An 18,539-nucleotide genomic window follows, 5' to 3' on the forward strand; every position below is an offset into this window, starting at 1 on the left:
AAAGGACACTATAAATCGGCATTGTTCTGAATGCGTTGTAGTTCGGCTTGCTTTGCATTAAAACCATTAGGTCCCAGCAAAGCGACTGAAACGCCGTTTCGAAGTACTTCATGAAGGGCAGCATTGATCCGGTTTCCCTCTGCGATCAGTGCCGTGATTTCCTCATTGGATCCGGACTGGATAATTGTTGTCGGAGCGTTTGACGTCGAATTGGAAACATATCCGCCATTAGCTCGCCCCGGCATCGTTGAACGTATGATATCGGTTATTTTTAGGGACGATATCGTGCCGTTTCGCTGGGCAATATCCAAGATGTCAAGGATCGGTCTAACCTGAGGATTGCTTACTGCATCATTGTTGGCGACGAACTCATCGCCACTTTCGCCAACTATTACGGTTGGTGTCGAGACATAGCCACGTTTGGCAGGATCTGATTTAGCACGGAATTTACGGCCATCCTGTGATCGGGTGACGTTCAAATAGCCACCCTCTTCTTTACCTTCAATTGCAGGAAGGGGTGTTTTTATAATTGTACCAATTTGCAATGCTCCAACAGCAGCGATCAAGGCCATCAACCATGGATTCGGGAATGCTTTAGTGATTCCAGACGCTGTATTTACAATTGCTGTCATTAAAGCGACATTTCGTTCTCTTTTCGCTTGGTTGTGGGCAACTACGGACTTTTTATGTTCCATATCCTTGTCCAGCTTCTCAACCTGTGCATTGTATGCCTCTTGCGTAATAGTTCCCGCTTTTAAACGCTGATCTAGATTAGATTTTTTCTTTTTGTTAGCCTGTTCATCTTTTTGCAATTGCGCGTTTTCACCTGCTGCAACAAAAGAATTGTATTGAGACCATACTTGTATTAAACCCTCAACAGCACCGTAGACTCTTGCAAGGCTTTCTCTGCTACCATCCAAATTTGTAAAGAGTTTCTCCCAGTCTTCGACGGTCATTCCAAGAAGATCCGTTTTGCTTCGTTCGTCTACTTTTAAATTTTCGGTCAAATCTTTACCTGTAAGTCCGGCCAACTGCTCTTTAATTTCACGGATTTTTGCGAGCAATACTTTTTTTTCCTCTTCTGATAGAATGCTGTCAGATAGATTTATGCCATCCATCTGACCACTGCTAAGAGTCATTTGTAATTTTTCAAGCAGTTCGTCAAGATGGCGTTTAAGGGCTGCCTGTTCTTCTAAATCCTGTTTATTTCTTATTAGCTTTTTCGCTTGTCCGAGGGTTTTAATCTTATTCAGTTCTCTTACTGAGAGTGTCGTAGCTAAAATTTCTTTAGCTTGTTGCAACGAGGTTACCGCTTGCAATTCCTCGTTATGTTTGATTTTAAGGTCTGTGATCTCTTCTTTTGAAGATTTCAGTAGTAGATCTGTTCTTTGGGCAATCGCTTCTGCATCGATCTTATTGATAGCAACTTGATGGTTATTTTCCAGTACTTCCATTGCGCGCAATTGCTCTTCGGTCATATTTTCTCGTTTGACCTCGAATAGCCCCGCGCTGATCAGTCTTTGTTCGTAGGCTTCGTTTTCCTGTTGGATGAGCGGATCTGTTTTATCAATAAGCTTATCCCGGTATTTCCTTTCATTTTTGGCCCGACGATCGAGTTCCGCTTCGTCCTTATTGGTCTGTTCGCGCTGGGAATGATTGTATTTTGTGTTAATATCATTTTCCCGCTTGATATGATCTTCCGTAATCTTCGCCCGCTTTTCCAGTTCATCAGCTGTGAGTGAATTGCGATCCCGCTGAAATAACCCCTCTGCTTTGAGTTTATCCTGATAGCTCTTTTTCTCAACTTCAAGCTCCCGTAACCTGGCTTTATTTGCTGCACGCGCTGCCTTTTCAGTAGCATTATTGCTGCTGCTTCCTGTGGATTCTTTCATGTCTAAAGCATCCAGTTGCGTCTGAATACGCTTTCTTTCTGCCAGGTTCTTTCTCCTTCCGGCGATATCCTTTTCGTTCAGGGTTTCAAATGCCGCTTTTAACTCCTGTAGCTTTTTTTCGAGATAGGCACGACGTTCACCTACGGTTTTAATCTCTTTTTCGACAGATTCGGGCTTATTTGGTGTGAGACTATTTATTTTTTGGCCAACATCTTTTAATTGGGCGTATAGACTATCCAAACGAATGCTGTTAACTCGGCTCTGAAAGTTATCCCAGCCACGGTTCATCTGCTTGATCAGGCCATCCTGTTTTTCCATTTCGTCGATCTGTCTCTTGATCGCGTCACGGATCTTATTGTAATAGGCCAATTGTTCGATCAGTGGTTTAGCGCCAAATTCGGCCTTATCCAAATCGGCAACTTTTTTACCGTATTCTTTAACCCGTTCCTCTGCGACGGTCAGCTCGTTGAGCAAGCGGATCAAACGGGATGGCATTGCCTCATTCTTGTTCGCACGCATCATCTCGCTTAAGGCGGTGTACTCTTCCTTTAAGCGTTTTTGCTCACTGATAGCCTGATCGTAATTGGTTCTTAAAAGCGCCTTTTCCTGTTCCTCACGCGCTTTGTTGAGCTCGAATAGGGATTCGGCAGCACCTTTCGCCTGAAACTCTTCAAGACTCATGTTTTCCAGTAGATCCGGATAGAGTTTTTGGAGCTCGACGAAAGCTTTACTCTGCGCATACCGTGTTAAAGAGGAATCATTGATTGCGGACGAAAGTTCCTGTGTCGATGTCTTGAGGTTATCGGAGAGCTCTTTGGCCCGTTGCATTTCATCATTGACAATCTTTTGGGCTTCTTTTGCATCGTAGATACTATTGACCATTTTAACCATCATGGCTGTCAGTGCCACGACAGCAACAGCAACAAGCCCGTAAGGGTTTAGCGCCATTTCAACATTGAGCAGTTTTTGTGCGGCCCTTGCCCTAATTGTATTTCCTGTAAGTGCATTATAGGCCATTGATAATGCGAGCGTCGTTACCCGTAGCGCTCCTTTTACTGCTATGGCTATCGTTTCCCACTGTGTCTGAATTTTGACGGCAGTATAGTAGGCCACGACAGCTGCTGTCAATGTGCTGATCACACCGATGTTATTTGCTATGAAGTTGACAAGGGTGCCCAATACACGGATGAAAAGAGTTGTCAGGTTGATCCCGGATGTCAATATCGGGAACAGCTTTTCGCCAAGTTCACGCCAGTATTTCGCCACTTCCTTTCTAGCCATTTCCAGTTTGGCAGCGGAGTTTTCATTTTTTACATTGTATTCCTGTGTAAGGGAAGTACCATCCGCAAAAGCCCTGTTAGATAAGTTGATCTGCTGCGTCAGCATTTCCGTGTTTTCGGACAATTTACCGATCACACCGATCGTACGCCCGCCGTCTTCGCCCAGGTCTCCGAGGGTTGCTGCTAATTCATTTATACCGTTGGAGTTCTTTTTAACGCCCTCCATGACGCGGATAAAGGCAGACATAAAGTCCTTCTCCAATAGGTCTTTAAATTCATTGAGCTTAAGCCCGGCATATTTTGAATAGACATCCGCGTTACTGGCCATCTTGACAAACAGCTTGGATAGGGCAGTGCTGGACACCTCTTCGGACTGCCCGAGGGCATCGAGGGTTGCACCGAGTCCCATAACCTGCTGGATGGTCATGCCCGTCAGTGGAGCGATACCCGAAAGCCTTTTGGTAAAATCAACGATGTAGCCTTCATTCGCAGTCGAGGCCATACCAAGTTCATTGATAGCGGATCCGACTTTTAAAAACGCCTGTTCTGTTGACAGGGTATCCTTTAGCTTGAAGATATCCACCAGCTTACCGACAGCATTGACGGTCTCTTCCACGTTGCCCCCGAGATCCTCATTCAGGGCTACGACCAGCTGATTATTGGCCCTGACGAATTCAACGATATCGTTAATCTCTGTATAGCCCAGCTTACCCGAGATCCGCGCAAGACCGAGCAGGTCTTCCTGTTTAGTACGTGTATCGATCTTTTCAAGCTCTGCATTAAGTCCTTTTACACCTTCCTTGTTCAGGTTGGTTGTTTTCATTACATCGGACAGCTGATCATCGAACTTAGCAAAGTCCTCGGTCGCCTTTCTGATTCCCGATATAGCCGCGCCGAGTGCGAGGGCGCCGGATACCCAGCTGTTAAAATAGGCTTTGACCTGATTCTGCATGGATGCCAAGATGCCGCCCGTTGACTGTACCTGACCGCGCAGTTCTGCCAGCCGGGATGAGACAGCAGCCATCTGCTGGGTCAGGCGGTTGTAAGTCTCCGAACCCGGCGTGGCCTGTTTACGCAGCTGCGTCAACCGCTTCAAGGTCTTTTCGAGATCACCGATGGTCTGGTCTTCCAGTCTAAGCGACTGCCTGACCTGTGCGAGCCTATTGCGATATGCATCCAACAGCTGGTTGTACCTGGTCACGTCCTGCTGCAATTGACGGTACCGGGTGCTGTTGGTCTGTCCCTGCCGTTCCAGTAACTGCATTTCACTTTTGGCCGCCTTGAGTTTATTCTTATTATCCACCATCGCGCGGCTAAGCCTTCCGATCTCGGACTGTGCGCTATTGCCGTTAACGATGATGTTGAGTACAAGATCCTCGTTCTTTAAATTGTTAGATGCCATTGATATTAGGGATTAGATTGTTGCCATTGTCTGCGCAGGTTGAGCGCTACATCATCGGTGAAGTCGTTCTGCAATCGGTGCGCTATTGCATAGTAATGGCCCATTGCAAACTTGTTGTAGAGCTGATAACCCTTTCGCGAACGTTTGCCCGTACGGTCCTTGACGTTTCGGCGGGCATCCAGCAGGCGCAGGTAGTTAGGAAAGGTGATGATCAGTTTGCCCTCATACCTATCGCTTGCGCTCACGACGTTCATCGTGCGGTCGTTGAATAATCGGCGTGTGTGAAAGTGGAGCTTAGCGCGGATCTCGCGGCCCTGATTGGACAGGTAGCGACGGCCTTCCTCTTCCAATACACCGCGGATGAATAGCTTCTTTAGCTGTGACATAGATGTAGATGTAGGTTGATGCATCAAAGGTCATCCTTAACGGGTCGCTGCTAAAGGACATGGGGTTGAAATCGCTGTTTAAAGGTGTTTAAAGGCGGTTTTCGTCATATATCCTTAAAAAAGGCCTTTTTTTAGGGGGGTAAAAAATTCTCTGGGCGGCTGGGCAGATTCTGCGGAGAGCAAATTTTGAATATTTTAAAACAGGAAAATTATGCTCGTTTTCAGGTGTTTACGTGTTTGTGATCCGTAAAAAGTGCTATTTTTCGGTATTTTTCAGGTTAAACTTGGTACTAAGGGGCACAAAAAAACGCCGATTGTGGTATCGGCGTTCAGTTAGTGTGGTTTGTTTCGGTATTTTATTTTATGACTGCGTCGGTTTCGATGTCGATGATTTTTAAGGGAAAACCCCTTACAATACGGCGGGTCGTTACGGCATAGGAATAAAGATTCTGTTCGAAAAGCTGGGGCTTTTCTCCCAATGTTAACAACACACGATAAATGTATACAGCGTTATTTTTAAATACTATTAATCCCTGTTCTTCGAGTTTTTGGAAGAAAGTGACCAGTTTCAGGGCATTGGAAACTGGCTTTTTCTTCTGCTTTGTTTTTAATTTCTTGAGTAATGACATAGGCTGGATTATTTAAAAACCTACCGCGCCAAAAACGAACGCGGCAGGCATTACAAAATGAACATTCAAATTTATAAATTATTCATTTATAATTATAAATGAATTTCAATTAAACTGAAACTGTAATTGAATAACCGTTCCAGCCGCCGAATTCCCTATATTCTGGATCGATGGTTATTCCTTTTACGTTGATATTGGGAAAGGGCAGGCAGGCACCGGGGCGTTCACCCTCGGTGAGGTATTGAAAGATCTTGAAGATCGCATCTTCGGTACGTTCGTACTGTTCCAGTTCAGATTCAGGAGTCTGTCCGCTATCGTCCTTTTCCAGTGCATAGATTATAAAAGTATCATGCGTCTTATAATTATCGGTGCCGCCCGAAAAACCCTTCTGTGGCATAACGCAGGCAATCTGTAAGCCCTCACGATCTGCTAGCCTGTTTACGGCATGGCCGTCATGCGCACAGCGGCAATAGTCTTTTGCGGCCGTAATCGCTTTGAGCTTTTTACAAAGATTTTCAAAGTCTCTTATCTTCATTTTTGGGATGCTTTTAGGTTTTCGATCTGTTTTTTGTACATGTAGACCAAGATGGTAAACAGCTTCGTCTGTTCGGTCTGTTCAATATTTCCGAATACGCCGCTTTCAGAGATATCGAATAAAGTACCCTGCCATCCAAGACCCTGTTTTCGCTTTTCAAGCCCGAGCAGTTCCGCTTTTGTGGGCTGCGGAAAGAGGATCGAAAAATTTATTTCAATACCTTGGATATCTAAAGGTGTTGTTTGGATAACCTGTACGCAATAGCTGTACCACAGCAGTATACAGAATTTTTTGATATACGGGACTTTGCCAATCAGCGGAAGGGTTTCCCACAAAGATCCGTGATCAAAAGGCGATCGTTTGCCATTTGTTCCCGGACGGTAAAAGCATGCGACAAACTGGTCGAGACTTTCCATAGCGCCCTCAAAGTCATTTTCCTTGTTGCACTTGTCGTGCTCCTTAAAATAATTATTTGCCCACTGGAATTCAGAAAAAGTGATGTCCTGCAAAAGATCTTCGGGACCATATACAGTTTGTTTCCCGACAGTGATTTCCCTGAAAAAATTCACTGCGGTATCAAACTGGAACTCGTAAATCTTCTGTCCGTTTTCTTTTTTCATCCGGAAGGGCCATTGGCACAACTGTGCAGCCAATATGCACAGCATTTCATCCTGACGGTAGGTAGTACCCAAACGGCGCTTAAACTGATAGCGGACACTAGATTTTAAACCGGTCAGCCTGCAGAATGTACGTCGCGTAAAGTCTTCGATCTTTTGGTCGCCGTTCATGACCAAAAATGCTTCGCTGACGATATCCATCACCTGGTCGGTTGTGCATTCGTTCCAGGTGGAAGGCAGTTCGATCTTTTTGTTTGCTTCGGGGATTTCTAGGGTATGCATAAGTGATTTTTATGATGTGCGTGCATATTTGTTACTTGGGTCGTTCTTTGGTATCAAAGGCGCGACAAAAGTAGATTTGGAGCGGAATTTACGAAGGTCATCAAGCGCCTTATCGGCATCGCGTGATAAATAGAGCATATACCACTCAATGGCCGGCTGCTGGGCAATATTGCTGCTGGTCAGTCCCTGTTCGTAGGTCTTGTACTGCTGGACCACACCTTCCGGCATCACTTTGAGCGTAAACCTTTTGACCGCCAAAGCCATTGAATACAGCGCCAAAGCTTTTTGGATCAATGGAAGCTGCCCATCCATGTCGCTGGACGTCGTGTCTTCCTGAAAGTTTTTGAGGATCATCGTGTAATCATCCCCCAAAACGGCCTTTATCTTTGATTGCTGTACCTCGTTGATCAGTGGTACCAGCGAATAATAGAAGCTGGCGGAATCGTCGATATAGAAATACTTGCTGAAAATGGATGTGTTGTTCAGGAACAGTTCACGCGAGCTGTGCCGTAATTCGGTATCGATCCAGTCAGGATCTTCTGATCTGTCCAGATGCCTGACAAGGCGGTCGAGCGATTCCCGGTATTTACGAAAAGCCGCTTCATCGTCCCGGTCAATCTGCCACTGCCATGCCTGCGCTTCGTTTTCCCTGTCAACTTTCGATTTACGTCCATTTTCATCGTGGCCAAGGTTGTTGCCCTGATAATATTGGTACGCTGCATACACGGCGATGGGCAGCTGTATGTGCTGTAAAAGTTTCTTTTCTTCGTCTGTGGCGTTATCGCCCTTTTCAAGTATGACAACCGCCTTATCGTAGATCGGCTGGCCGATGAGCAATATCACTTTCTCACTTGCCAATAGTACATCGGTTTCCACGCGCTCAAAATTGATATTTGCCGAAAAAGTCCCCGATAATCGGCGTAGTTCAGACGGGGTATTTATTAGTAGTTTCATTGGATTAGATGTTATTGGTTAAACGGTCTTTAGAACTGACATTATCTTCCTTTTCGACAATAGGTCGGTAAAATCCCATCTGAATGCCGTCTTTTTGTGGCCAGTTCGCAGTGATTGCCCGGTTTATCGCTTCAAAGATCACCGATTCTGGGATCGCAGTTTCAGCCGCCCAAAACAATTTCAATGCGTATAACATCTGTGAACCCGATCCCAGTTGCCCCGGAATGATAATATTGGCTAGGGAAGGGTGTAATCCCATCCCGGATGTGGACGCACTGTCTGCCTGTTTACCGACTTCCAGCTGTGCTTCGATAAAATCACCGATCTTTTGGTCAATGGCTTCGATTTTCCACTGGCAGAGGTTACCCTCATCGTCATAAAAATCGACCGTTTCGATAAACTTTCCGGCATTCTCATTGCCTGCGAGAGCTGCTGAAATGTCGCCGAAGAGCTGATCCTTTAGATCTTGTAGCAATTCTTCGATTTCTTCGGCAGTCTTTCCCTGATGCTGTTCTTCCAGTTTCAGGCGCTTTGACTCCCAGTAACCCTGTGGGCTATGGATGTGAAAGGCCGCTGATATCCCATTTTTTCCAAGATATTTAAGGATATCGGGGATTTCCGACGACCGCCATAGCCACTTGAACGTACCGAAAAAGGAGGGAACCGAATAAAAACGATAGGCAAAAGAGTAGGTATTATGGTAAGACATGGACACGCCATAGCGGAACGGTTCGTTCGGGTTGAATACCGGATAAGCTGTAAGGCCAGTCCCTAAGATGTTGTTGAAAAAGTCACCGACATAGATTGTCTTTACATTTTCCAAACGTGCCGCTCCGAACTCGGGCCATCCCAGACGGGCATCGGTGCCGGGAACAACCTGCAAGCTATTGATAAAACCACGCTCACCGATACGGCTTGCTTTGTTCCTGTAAGACTTTACATAGAAACCTTTAAGATGCTTGTATTCAACAAGTGCCATATCTAGGAATCTGCGCCAGTCCCATGTTTTCAACCAATCGTGTATTTCCTTATCGTACAAATATTCACGTGTTATCTGCCCGTTATCATAATTCAGACGATAAAGCCCCGGACCATTGGCATACAAAAGCCCGATCTGTCTTTCCAAGATACCGGGCGCCAGGTTGTTTTCCGCCATGATATCCCTGACGATCTCCGGGAGGTCATTGTTTGCCCCGTGTGGTACGATCTTTACACCATTGTACACCTGGGGGGCCATCTCCCAATTGGAGCTGTCAAACAGCTGTGAAAAATTGCTTGAAAAGGATGACATGGAAACGGTGTAGACCTTTCCGCCAGTTTGGATGGCTGCGGAATCCTTTCCGATCCGCTGAAAAGATGGCCTAATACCTCCTTTTCCTGCCTGCGTTGCTGGCTGCGCAATTGATTTTGGGATATTTGATCGGGTTTTCTTTCGGTTGGTTGTTTTCATAGGTAGTTTAGATTATCGTCAGTTTCTGTCCATTGAATGAGCGCAGGTTACAGTGCCAGAAGCGTCTCGGCTCGTTGGTGTCTAGGTTGATATATTCTTCCTGCATCTCTGCATTTTGGTTGTATTTAAGTACCCCACGGTTTCGGAGCCGTGCACGGGGTACTTCGATCATGCCTTGCGATGTATTCCGGGTTTCGTCAAATGACACAAAGACGAAAGAAAAGGATTTCCCTTCTTTCGTCAGTCTGCGCATTTCTTTTATGGCTTCGTATGTTGTCAATGTGTGCGTTTTAAATGATTGCCCAAATGTCATTTTAATTGGATGGCTATTAAAGGACAGTTTGTTTATGTCCCTGACATCAATGTCGGGGACATAACTACCTTACAGTTGAACTCATAACCGATGATTTAGGCTTGATCCGCACGATATTCCGCCATAACCTTCGCATCATTAGATATTTAAAACTATCAGACGCGTTTGTCGATTCCATCGGCAGGCGTTCCAGCTCCAATTTTTCCGATGACTTATCCTTGGCTGTGATCGATTGCCCTTTGGAATTCTGTACAATCTTTGTTTTTGCCCCTTCGATGGATGCTTTGAGAAATTTACACTGAAAACGGTCGATCATCACCTTTGGCAGTTTTGGATTGGATCCGCTCAAAAGTTCCTGCATGAACACAAATTCCTCAAACTGGCCGATATTACCCTGATTGAGCGACATTAGATTTACCTTCCAGCCTGTTTTCGTCTTGCCGTCAGATTCATACTCTAAAGCCTTTTTCATCGCAGAAGCAAGGTCGACACCAGCTTCCTTGTAATTGTTGGCTGCCCTGTCATAGTAGAGATTGATCGTCTTTTCTTTTTGGGTCTTAAAGTAGGTCAGAAACTCTTTTGCTATCTCCGGGATCCAGTTCGGCGAAAGGGTGTGGATAAATTTCAGGATCCTGTAGTCTTTGCTGTTTGCTTGTGCTACCGACATGGATATCATGTTACCAAAGTCCATGCCCAGGTCGATAGCCTTATTTCGATCAAGATATTTCAGCTCCCGACAGTCCGGCATTTCTGCAATACCAAAGTCATAACGCGGATTCAGCCCGTCATCGTAAAAGTGATCCGCAGAAATATTGGCGTAAAAGCGTTCCCCCGACGAAAGCTGCGGCCTTAATCCCAGCACGGACACTTCGGGATCCCCAAGATCCGTATTGATGGCATCAATGAACCAGTCAGGCGTAAGGATATCAATGTTGACCAGTGACGATGCCGTCCAAAAGAAATTATGCGCGGACTTGTGCTTGCGGACCGTCTTCCACATTTCCAGCCAGCGCAATTCCGTACGCAGCTTTTTGGCGGTTTCTTCCTTGTCGCCTTTCGCCTGATAGTACAAACGTTCCTGCACGCATTCATTGTATACCATAGCGGTCTTTAGAACGCGCAGGATGCCCTCTTTGTCCATTTTCTTGCCTTGCTTCAATATCCAGTCGTATTCGCCTATACGGCCCGTATTTGGCATATCCGTCGTAAAGGTCTGTCCGAGGTAAAAAACAGAATGCGCATACTTGACAGCATAGCCCCGGTTTGCCCGCAGGATGTTTTCGATTTTGGCTTCCGGGAAATATTTCACCTCATCACCGATGACGTGGACATAGGAACGTCCGGCAAGGGATGCAGGTTTGTCAAGGGATCCGAAAGTGATATTCAGACCAGTGAAGAAAATCAGCGTATGTTTGTATGTTGCCAGCTTATTGTAGGGCTTCCAAAAATGTTCCCGGATGGACGGATCCAGCCCCTCAAGTTCGGACTGTTTGAATTTTGGGGGTTCCTTTCCTAGGATATAATGAACGCCTTCTTTGTACCCTTTACGTTCCAGCCCCTCCATAATGGAAGGAAGCACGTTTTTCTGTAGGTTGGAATAGGTGTCTGCAACCCAAGCAATAGGAGCTCCCGGCATATCATAAGCCATTTCAATAAGCCGTTCGGCAATGATATCTGTTGTCTTTGCGGATCCACGCCCCAGCACAGCCGCAAACCGCTTGGGCATGATCATGGTACACATCTGTGAAAGCCAGTTCATAAAAGCGACATTGGCATCCTTATAGGATTCGTTGATCTTCGGACGGTATTTGGTTGATTTTGGCTTACTCATTGTTATTGGCTAGGATTCGGTCAAGTTTGGCTGGGATATTTGGATCATCAATAAGGGCATCCTGCCGTAGATCGGCCTTAATGGCCTCGGGGAGTTCCAGAAGATCGATTTCGGCAGCAAGGACCTGTCGGTTGATTGGCGGTAGCTTGGCTTTGACCGGGTCAAGCGTAAGTACACGCACAGGTTTGAGGTAAAGTTCGTTCGGGATTTTCTCCGGATCTGCTTTGTCAAGTTCACGCAGTTTGGTAACCTGCATGATCATTTCCGAATGGATCTTCAGGTCAACCGGGGTCAGTGCATTTTCACGGACGACAATGGCTGCGGATTCGATCATCGCTGCGTACTTATTACGCAGTGCCTGTTTGGTCACGTTGTTGTCCGAATAAAACAGGTTCAGCGCTTCCGAGTACATTTCCTGCGCCCTCTGGGCTTTTAGCTTGAGCACATCAATGATGTATTTGATCGTTGCGCGCTGGCCGTACTGGGCGTCCATATCCTTGATAAAACGTAGGGCGTCGATATAGATCTGTTCCTCAACGGTCACATCCTTGAGCTCACCGGACTGGACGTAGTCCATCAGGCGTTCGAGCATACCGTCATTATCAAAACCGCCGATGATATCCAGCTTGGATATTTTGAAAGCTTTTGTCCGCTTGACCTCAAAGATCTGTTTCTGTGCAGAAACGGCTTCCTTGCCGCTTCCTTTAGCCAGGTTATATAGGGCGAAACGTTCGTCGATGTCCTGTTTTTCCCGCCCGATCCGCAAATGGGTAGCGACTTTGGAATTTGGGTTGCTGGCTTCCCGGTCAAATACTTCGACCGGAAGATTGAAATATTCTGCGATGCGCCTATTGGAATATTCGAGCGCGGAGAGTACTTCTAGCTTTTCCCATTCCTCGTCGGTTAGGTGTATTAGGTTAAGGTAGATTTCCATAAAACAAAAATGCCCCTGATTTAGGGGCATTTAAAGGACACGGGACTTGTTGTATTGCGCTTAATAGCTGTTGTATTCCCTCATATACCATCCAAGGGCAAAAGCGTCCTGAAAGGATTCCTCATAGCCTAATTTTGGCGTCAGGGTCACGGTGATCCCATCGATATCGACATCATATTTGTGGTATAGTCCCATAATGGCCAAGCATTCTTCCTTTGCCGTTTCGAGCATTGGAATAATATGTTCCGGTAGTGTAATCTTCATGGATCAAAGATCGGATGGATATCGTCTTAAATTTTACGGATTTCCGTAGGGTTATTTCAGCAGGGCGATGATTGCGTTCAATTTCATCCGGTAGCCACGCAATTTTTCCTCCCTGCGGATCAGCAGATCTGGGCGGTCATTCTTTTTGATCTGTTTTTCAAGGTGCCTGATATTGTTTTCGGTCTGTGCTTTCAGGTCTGCCAGCTGTAGGGGGGACAGCTTTTTTAAATCTTCAAGATCCCTGTACTCCACAAAAATCTCATGCTTTCCCAGTACGGTTTTGTTGTTTTTGTAATGGACAAACTCCTTTTTGATCTTATGGTTTACCTTATACCAGTGTACGAGGTTTCGCACGGCGGAAAAAAGCTGATCATCTGTGGTACATTCATCAATAGCGTTGTAGTATTCGATCACTTTATGGTACGCCGTGATCTTGTCAGCCGCAAGTATCTTTAGCTCATTTGGGCAGTCACTGTCCGCAAGAAACGGAAACTGTTCCCGTAGACCGATGGTTTTCTTTTTACTGTTTTCCTGACTGCTGTTTACCTGGTCTTCAAGTTCAAAGTTCTGTTCCTGCAGTTCCTCGTTGATATAGGCCAGTTCCTCGTTTTCGGCCTGTAAACTTGCCAGCTTTTGGGATAGTTCTCTATGATCGCCCGCTACTAAGTTAACTTGTTGCCCCGCTACCTGTTTATCCATAAAAGCGGAGAGCGCAATTTTGAGGATATGCAGATGAGCGGCCGGATCTTTCTCCAATATCCCCAGTACAACTGGATCAGGATTGATATAGGTATTGAACAGCTGGACCCCGACCAGCGGATCGGAGCCAGTGTTCAGCCAGTTGTAAATTAAAAACGATGGTGTCATCGATCAGTATTTTAGCATGGTGTCACGGATCGTGGTCGCAATGGCCAGTGCGAGCGGTTCCTTGTACTGCTGATATTTTTCCATATCCGAATGGTTGGAAATAAAGGCGACCTCCAAAAGGCAGGACGATGCTTTTGTATGCAGAATTCCGAGCCTTCCGCGGTTAGATTCCGTTTCCGACTTGACACCGCGGTTCGTTATACCCACGATGGCTGCGACATCGCCTGCCAGCTGGCCTGCAAAATCCTTTGACTTTTCACGCGCACCGGATGCAACAAGTGCCGTTGTGCCCGATGCCGAAATACGTTCGTCAGAATCAAAATGGATCTCCAACAGGAAGTCATCTGCAGTAGCTACTTTGTTTATCTTAGCGATGACCTGCGACAAGGTATCATCATCGTTGTCATTCCATATTTTCAGGCAGGCTATTTCGCGCAATTTGGATGTGATCAGATCACGTAGTTCTTTGGTCAGTACATTTTCCTGATATCCGTTTCCGATGGCGCCACTATCTCGGTTATGATGCCCGGCAGTAATAAAAATTGTTTTCATTAGATCTCGTATTTTGATTTTTCGGAAAAATCAGCACGTAAAAGCGTACGGACCGATAGCCACCCTTTATCGTTGCAGTTCATGAACAGCCTTTCGCTCCGGACTTTGTCCAGTACATCCTGACCGATATCGGGGCGGTAGATGGATGCGAGGATCTTGTCCTCTGTTCCGCCTGTGATCTTGCTCGGTTCCCCTTCCGGCGTGTGGGTATTGAAATAGAGCGAGGTAAAGAGCAAGCCGACCTCTGTCGCGTTGTAGGTTTCGATAACCTCTAATACTTTTGCGGCATCAAGCAGGACAGGCGTGTGTGTTCCGTAACGTACAGTTGGATGACCGAGCTGATCCAAGATCCATGCGGTATTCAGCTGTGCTTCGTTGAACCGGGTATTTTTTTTCTCTGCGGCATCCTTTAGGTCTCCAAAATATTTTGGGCTTGCGATATCGTCCATTGTCACATCGCGCAAAAGGAAAATATCATCATTTGACAGGATTATGGGGCCTTTGATATTGAGCAGGGCAATAGCGGAAAACAGTTTGTGCGTGCTATCGGCCTGCGGATGTTGTTCGGTCTGTGGAGCCGCGCAGCCATTGCAATGCCTGATCACCTGGTGGCCGTTGTGCTCGATATGGATAACATGATCAGAAAACCAGTCTTCGCTGTCACCAACAATCACGACGTTGATATCGCCAAAATGTTTGGCCCAGCTGCGCAGAGCCAGTTTAAGTTCGGTCGATACTGCCCCGCCTTTATAATAGGGAATGATCAATGTCGGTTTATCCGGATCCAGACGTGTGTCCGTTTGAGGTAGGTTGCCGTTTTTATTAGGCCAGTCCATGATAACAGCATCTGTGGTTAATCCCTTAAGGGTTACAGGCGTGCCGTTTTCCTGATTTTCTTTTTCATCAGGGCCCGGTTTGATTTCTCCTTGTCCTACAGCCTGGCTGCCTGGATCTGTCAGTGATATCGTACCGCCTTCCGATTTAGTGATCAGTCCTTTTTTCACGAGCGAATTGACCAGCGTTGCCACGGATGCTTTTTTCATTTCAGTAGCTACCGTGATGGTATCTACAGTTAAGAATCCGGCTTTGATCGCTTCGTATATTGCTTTTTCTTTTTCGGTCAGATTTTCCATTGTATACATGGTGTTTTAAGGAAAAAGGGGCTCGGGTTGAGCCCCTTTCGGTTTGGGTTAATAATGATTAGTCGGTTCTATAAGCCATCGTCAGACGATCCATCCCCGGCAATAGGAGCCAGCGCCGGAATTGTACCTGTGTAGAATGCTGATTTTTCGGAAGTACGCAATGCTGATTTCCATGTCAGTGTATGCGCTACACCTTCGTTGTTGTCCTGTCCCTCAACGACAAGCTTCATAGGAGCGCAAAGTGATCCGTGTACTTTGACACTGGCAGTCTCGCTACATTCACGTGTGATCAGGACAAAGTCTTCGCCGATATTGGCCTGCTCGAATTCGTTGATCTCGACAGAATCCCCGGGATGTGCGCCAGCAACATTCTGGATCCATCCTTCTTTGTCCGGATCGCCTTCACTGTTGTCATTACGCGAGATTGTCGACGGTGTCAGATAGATACCGATGGCCTGTGCGCCGGGCTTAAGGGTAATGTTCTGGGTGATTTTAACGCCCACACGGGCAGGCATCGAAAGGATATCACGTGTTCTGATTGCGATAATGTTAGGATCCTTGGCTGTGGGAGCCCCGGGCGATCCTGCGCCCTTTGCGATCGATACTGGTTTGTATGCCATCTTGATTAGTTTAAGGTTTTTGTTTCTTGTTGATTTGGGTTAGGTAGATAAGCTAGGCCTGAAAGCCTAGCTATTAGGTTTACAATCCGTCGGATGCTTCGTCATCTTCCGGCTGTGTGCCATCAGGAAACTGTTTGGATGGTTTAAGTCCTACTTGTGGATTGTAATTGGCAGGTACGTATGCAAAAACCAATTCTGCAATCTCAAAGCCGACGCCCAACCAGTACTCGCCGAACAGGCGGACTTCGTAGCCGTTTTTCTGTACGTCGTTGATGACGTTAGGCGCTTCGTTCTTGTGGCGAAGCTTGACCATGTTGCCCGGAGTGGTAGCGAAAATGATCGGCGAATTGCCCATCCCTTTCAGCTCATGCAGGCTCATGTTTACGAAGTCGACCTCTGCCGTCTGGTTAAGACCGCCTACAACTTTGTTATTGGCACCGTAAAGGTTTTCATAGGCGCGCTGGTAGCGCTTTTTGACAAACTTTGACGTGTAGATCTTTGATATAGTAAGATCGTCGTCCACAGCATCGGCAAATGCATTGATGAAGTCAACAACCTGCTTGTCAGTCGCTGTCGTCCAGTCGATGTCCTGACCAAAGAAATTGATGCGTGATGTCCCACTTGCTTTTTCATCCACAAGGATCTGCTCGATACCGTTCATCGAATCTTCGGGGCGCAGTGTAGTCGAATTGGCTACATACTTGCCTTTGAAGATCATGCGATATTCGATGTCTTCCAATAGTTTCGGGAAAACAAGGGAATGCCAGATGTATTTGGTGATCGGCATCTGATCTGGTGCCAAGCCTTCGTCGTATAAATGGAAGATATACGAATCAAGTACATCGGCAGGGATAATGGCAACGTTGATCTTGTGACGGTAATTCTTGATCGTCAGCGGCGTGAACTTGGTTTCCCCGGACGGTGTCCATTTTGCGGAAAACTGTTGTGAAACGCTGTTGATCTGTGACTGGATAGCCTGATATTCTGTGACGGCAGGAACAGTACGGAATTCGGATGCGGAAGAGAATCCTTTGAAGATCTGCGCCGTAATGGCAACGTTTGTTCCGTTTTGGCTTAAGTATGTGCCGAACTCTGTACGTAGATTGTCTACGTCGATTGTTTTTGTCCCTGCGACTACGGTACCCTGACCCAATGCGATAGATGCGAAGACAGCAGCATAGTGCGCAGCCTTACGGGCAACGGTCAGAACCTTTGCGACACCTTCTTTTCCGATCCATCCCTGACCTGAAACCGGAAACGGATCTGTTTCGGATTCAGCCTTTAAAAGTGCGATCTGACCATCTTTAAGATTGTTCTGTGCAATTGCTTCGGCTAATTGTGCGGCAATGGTAGAGGTTGCAGATTCTGTCTGCGCAGCGAAATGCGCCGTAATTGCCTCGTGCAATCCTTCAGCGTGCGTTTCCTCATTGGTCTGCTCATCGTCCGTCTGTTCAGCGATGGCGGTAGAGAATTTACTGGCGAACTTTTCGCCGAATGCTGCCTTTAGGGATTCAGCCTGTTCGGCTGTCAGTTTTTTGTCCGTAAAAGCGGAGATTTTCAAAAATCCCATAACCATGGAGGCATACTGTTTGAATGATAACTTCATAGGGTTGGTTGGTTAAAAATTGTTGATAAAGTCTTGTGCGATTGATTGGTTAGCGGCGTATTTGATGGCCATGGATAGGTTTCCCACTTCATCTGCCAGCCCGATTTCCACGATCGTGGCCCCAGTAAATGTTTTTCCGGAGAGGATCCCGTCAGTAGTAGCGACGAGCTTCCCTGCACGGTTGGCCCTGATCTCTTCCTGAAAAGCCACGGCCAGCGGCGAAAGCATTTCCTTTTTGATCAGCTCGTATTTGCCCTGTTCGGCTTCGGTGAAAACTTTGTTTTTCTGATCGGATTCGTCGGCGTAGATCTCATGGAAGACTACCCCCAATTGCTCGAAATACGGTTTGTAATCTGCAAATGAGATCATGACACCGATGGATCCATAGGTAGAGGTCAGGTTGTTGTTGACAAAAATGTAATTGCAGAGGGATGCGATCCAGTAAGCCGCTGAACAGGTCATGTCGCCGTGGGCAACAACTATTTTGCCCACGGATTTAGCGTATAGGATGGCATCTTTTAGGGGAGGGATCGCGGCTGTGGATCCGCCGCCGCTGTCGATATCCAAAACGATTGCCGACACGTTTTCCATGCCTGCCGCTTCGATAATGATTTCGGCAATGTCCAAGGCGCCATAGGTACGCCATGATCCATATTTGTACATGGTGCCCTTGATGGGGATAACGGCAACCACGGTCTGCTGTGATTCAGATCCGCCAAAGTCTTCGTATTCGTTACCGTCATAATCATAGGACCGGACGTCAATATGAAGGTCGGACTCGTTGGTTGTTTCCTTGTCTTTCCCTTGGATCAGGGAAAGCAATTGCGAGGGAATTCCAGCGGCTAGGTTGGAATGGATTAGGAATTGCCCCCGCAATAATTCTTCTTGATACAGTGCCCGCCAGTTGGCGTGTAGTTTTCTTTGCATAGGTAGAGGTGTGATCTATGCAAAGGTTGCCCTTTGAGGGGGGCTGATAAAGGACG

The 18,539-nt window shown here is 46.5% G+C and carries 17 protein-coding genes; all 17 read right to left on the minus strand.

Translation table 11 applies throughout. The features are described from left to right. Positions 1 to 8: 8 nt before the first annotated feature. The 17 genes from AAW12_RS15965 to AAW12_RS16045 all read right to left on the minus strand — a co-directional run bounded on the left by AAW12_RS15965 (position 9) and on the right by AAW12_RS16045 (position 18,483). A complete protein-coding gene (locus AAW12_RS15965; protein ID WP_046674630.1) occupies positions 9 to 4,574 on the minus strand; it encodes a phage tail tape measure protein in 4,566 nt (1,521 codons plus the stop codon). 5 nt (positions 4,575 to 4,579) lie between these two features. Beyond that, positions 4,580 to 4,960, minus strand: a complete 381-nt coding sequence (locus AAW12_RS15970) for a hypothetical protein (protein WP_046674631.1) — start codon at positions 4,958 to 4,960, stop codon at positions 4,580 to 4,582. A 356-nt stretch (positions 4,961 to 5,316) separates the two neighbouring features. Beyond that, the gene (locus AAW12_RS15975; protein ID WP_046674632.1) at positions 5,317 to 5,589 is read right to left on the minus strand and encodes a hypothetical protein; all 273 of its coding nucleotides are present in this window, start codon (positions 5,587 to 5,589) and stop codon (positions 5,317 to 5,319) included. A 109-nt stretch (positions 5,590 to 5,698) separates the two neighbouring features. Next, positions 5,699 to 6,124: a hypothetical protein gene (locus AAW12_RS15980; protein WP_046674633.1), complete on the minus strand. Its 426-nt coding sequence runs from the start codon at positions 6,122 to 6,124 to the stop codon at positions 5,699 to 5,701. Further along, the gene (locus AAW12_RS15985) at positions 6,121 to 7,023 is read right to left on the minus strand and encodes a hypothetical protein (RefSeq protein ID WP_046674634.1); all 903 of its coding nucleotides are present in this window, start codon (positions 7,021 to 7,023) and stop codon (positions 6,121 to 6,123) included. Before AAW12_RS15985 ends, AAW12_RS15980 begins: the two co-directional genes overlap by 4 nt. A gap of 9 nt (positions 7,024 to 7,032) precedes the next feature. Next, entirely contained in the window at positions 7,033 to 7,977 is a 945-nt protein-coding gene (locus AAW12_RS15990; protein ID WP_046674635.1) for a DUF6712 family protein, read from the minus strand. 4 nt (positions 7,978 to 7,981) lie between these two features. Beyond that, positions 7,982 to 9,427, minus strand: coding sequence for a hypothetical protein (locus tag AAW12_RS15995; protein WP_053003748.1), 1,446 nt, complete (start codon positions 9,425 to 9,427; stop codon positions 7,982 to 7,984). A 7-nt stretch (positions 9,428 to 9,434) separates the two neighbouring features. After that, complete coding sequence (locus AAW12_RS16000) at positions 9,435 to 9,707, minus strand: hypothetical protein (protein WP_197084060.1); 273 nt, start codon at positions 9,705 to 9,707, stop codon at positions 9,435 to 9,437. Positions 9,708 to 9,804: 97 nt separating this feature from the next. Next, positions 9,805 to 11,571, minus strand: a complete 1,767-nt coding sequence (locus AAW12_RS16005) for a hypothetical protein (RefSeq protein WP_046674637.1) — start codon at positions 11,569 to 11,571, stop codon at positions 9,805 to 9,807. After that, on the minus strand, positions 11,564 to 12,505 hold the full coding sequence (locus AAW12_RS16010; protein ID WP_046674638.1) for a hypothetical protein: 942 nt from the start codon (positions 12,503 to 12,505) through the stop codon (positions 11,564 to 11,566). Before AAW12_RS16010 ends, AAW12_RS16005 begins: the two co-directional genes overlap by 8 nt. Before the next feature lie 60 nt (positions 12,506 to 12,565). Then, entirely contained in the window at positions 12,566 to 12,769 is a 204-nt protein-coding gene (locus AAW12_RS16015) for a hypothetical protein (RefSeq protein ID WP_046674639.1), read from the minus strand. 51 nt (positions 12,770 to 12,820) lie between these two features. Continuing rightward, the gene (locus AAW12_RS16020; protein WP_046674640.1) at positions 12,821 to 13,636 is read right to left on the minus strand and encodes a hypothetical protein; all 816 of its coding nucleotides are present in this window, start codon (positions 13,634 to 13,636) and stop codon (positions 12,821 to 12,823) included. A gap of 3 nt (positions 13,637 to 13,639) precedes the next feature. After that, positions 13,640 to 14,188: an N-acetylmuramoyl-L-alanine amidase gene (locus tag AAW12_RS16025; protein WP_046674641.1), complete on the minus strand. Its 549-nt coding sequence runs from the start codon at positions 14,186 to 14,188 to the stop codon at positions 13,640 to 13,642. Next, a complete protein-coding gene (locus AAW12_RS16030) occupies positions 14,188 to 15,321 on the minus strand; it encodes a MarR family transcriptional regulator (protein WP_046674642.1) in 1,134 nt (377 codons plus the stop codon). The genes AAW12_RS16025 and AAW12_RS16030 overlap by 1 nt, the downstream gene beginning before the upstream one ends. Positions 15,322 to 15,398: 77 nt before the next feature. Then, positions 15,399 to 15,950 carry a hypothetical protein gene (locus tag AAW12_RS16035; protein ID WP_046674643.1) on the minus strand — a complete coding sequence of 184 codons (552 nt, stop codon included), beginning with the start codon at positions 15,948 to 15,950 and terminating at the stop codon, positions 15,399 to 15,401. A 79-nt stretch (positions 15,951 to 16,029) separates the two neighbouring features. After that, on the minus strand, positions 16,030 to 17,556 hold the full coding sequence (locus AAW12_RS16040; RefSeq protein ID WP_053003749.1) for a hypothetical protein: 1,527 nt from the start codon (positions 17,554 to 17,556) through the stop codon (positions 16,030 to 16,032). 12 nt (positions 17,557 to 17,568) lie between these two features. Continuing rightward, positions 17,569 to 18,483, minus strand: coding sequence for a S49 family peptidase (locus AAW12_RS16045; RefSeq protein WP_053003750.1), 915 nt, complete (start codon positions 18,481 to 18,483; stop codon positions 17,569 to 17,571). Positions 18,484 to 18,539: the final 56 nt, after the last annotated feature.

The sequence above is a fragment of the Sphingobacterium sp. Ag1 genome (assembly GCF_000988325.1).
Lineage (GTDB): Bacteria > Bacteroidota > Bacteroidia > Sphingobacteriales > Sphingobacteriaceae > Sphingobacterium.

Bases quoted from the DNA above. Each gene is read 5' to 3' on its own strand.
- AAW12_RS16035 (WP_046674643.1), bottom strand. From the start codon at position 15,950: ATGGCATACAAACCAGTATCGATCGCAAAGGGCGCAGGATCGCCCGGG.
- AAW12_RS16005 (WP_046674637.1), bottom strand. From the start codon at position 11,571: ATGAGTAAGCCAAAATCAACCAAATACCGTCCGAAGATCAACGAATCC.
- AAW12_RS15965 (WP_046674630.1), bottom strand. From the start codon at position 4,574: ATGGCATCTAACAATTTAAAGAACGAGGATCTTGTACTCAACATCATC.
- AAW12_RS15975 (WP_046674632.1), bottom strand. From the start codon at position 5,589: ATGTCATTACTCAAGAAATTAAAAACAAAGCAGAAGAAAAAGCCAGTT.
- AAW12_RS15990 (WP_046674635.1), bottom strand. From the start codon at position 7,977: ATGAAACTACTAATAAATACCCCGTCTGAACTACGCCGATTATCGGGG.
- AAW12_RS16040 (WP_053003749.1), bottom strand. From the start codon at position 17,556: ATGAAGTTATCATTCAAACAGTATGCCTCCATGGTTATGGGATTTTTG.
- AAW12_RS16015 (WP_046674639.1), bottom strand. From the start codon at position 12,769: ATGAAGATTACACTACCGGAACATATTATTCCAATGCTCGAAACGGCA.
- AAW12_RS16025 (WP_046674641.1), bottom strand. From the start codon at position 14,188: ATGAAAACAATTTTTATTACTGCCGGGCATCATAACCGAGATAGTGGC.
- AAW12_RS16020 (WP_046674640.1), bottom strand. From the start codon at position 13,636: ATGACACCATCGTTTTTAATTTACAACTGGCTGAACACTGGCTCCGAT.
- AAW12_RS16030 (WP_046674642.1), bottom strand. From the start codon at position 15,321: ATGGAAAATCTGACCGAAAAAGAAAAAGCAATATACGAAGCGATCAAA.
- AAW12_RS15970 (WP_046674631.1), bottom strand. From the start codon at position 4,960: ATGTCACAGCTAAAGAAGCTATTCATCCGCGGTGTATTGGAAGAGGAA.
- AAW12_RS16010 (WP_046674638.1), bottom strand. From the start codon at position 12,505: ATGGAAATCTACCTTAACCTAATACACCTAACCGACGAGGAATGGGAA.
- AAW12_RS15980 (WP_046674633.1), bottom strand. From the start codon at position 6,124: ATGAAGATAAGAGACTTTGAAAATCTTTGTAAAAAGCTCAAAGCGATT.
- AAW12_RS16045 (WP_053003750.1), bottom strand. From the start codon at position 18,483: ATGCAAAGAAAACTACACGCCAACTGGCGGGCACTGTATCAAGAAGAA.
- AAW12_RS15985 (WP_046674634.1), bottom strand. From the start codon at position 7,023: ATGCATACCCTAGAAATCCCCGAAGCAAACAAAAAGATCGAACTGCCT.
- AAW12_RS15995 (WP_053003748.1), bottom strand. From the start codon at position 9,427: ATGAAAACAACCAACCGAAAGAAAACCCGATCAAATATCCCAAAATCA.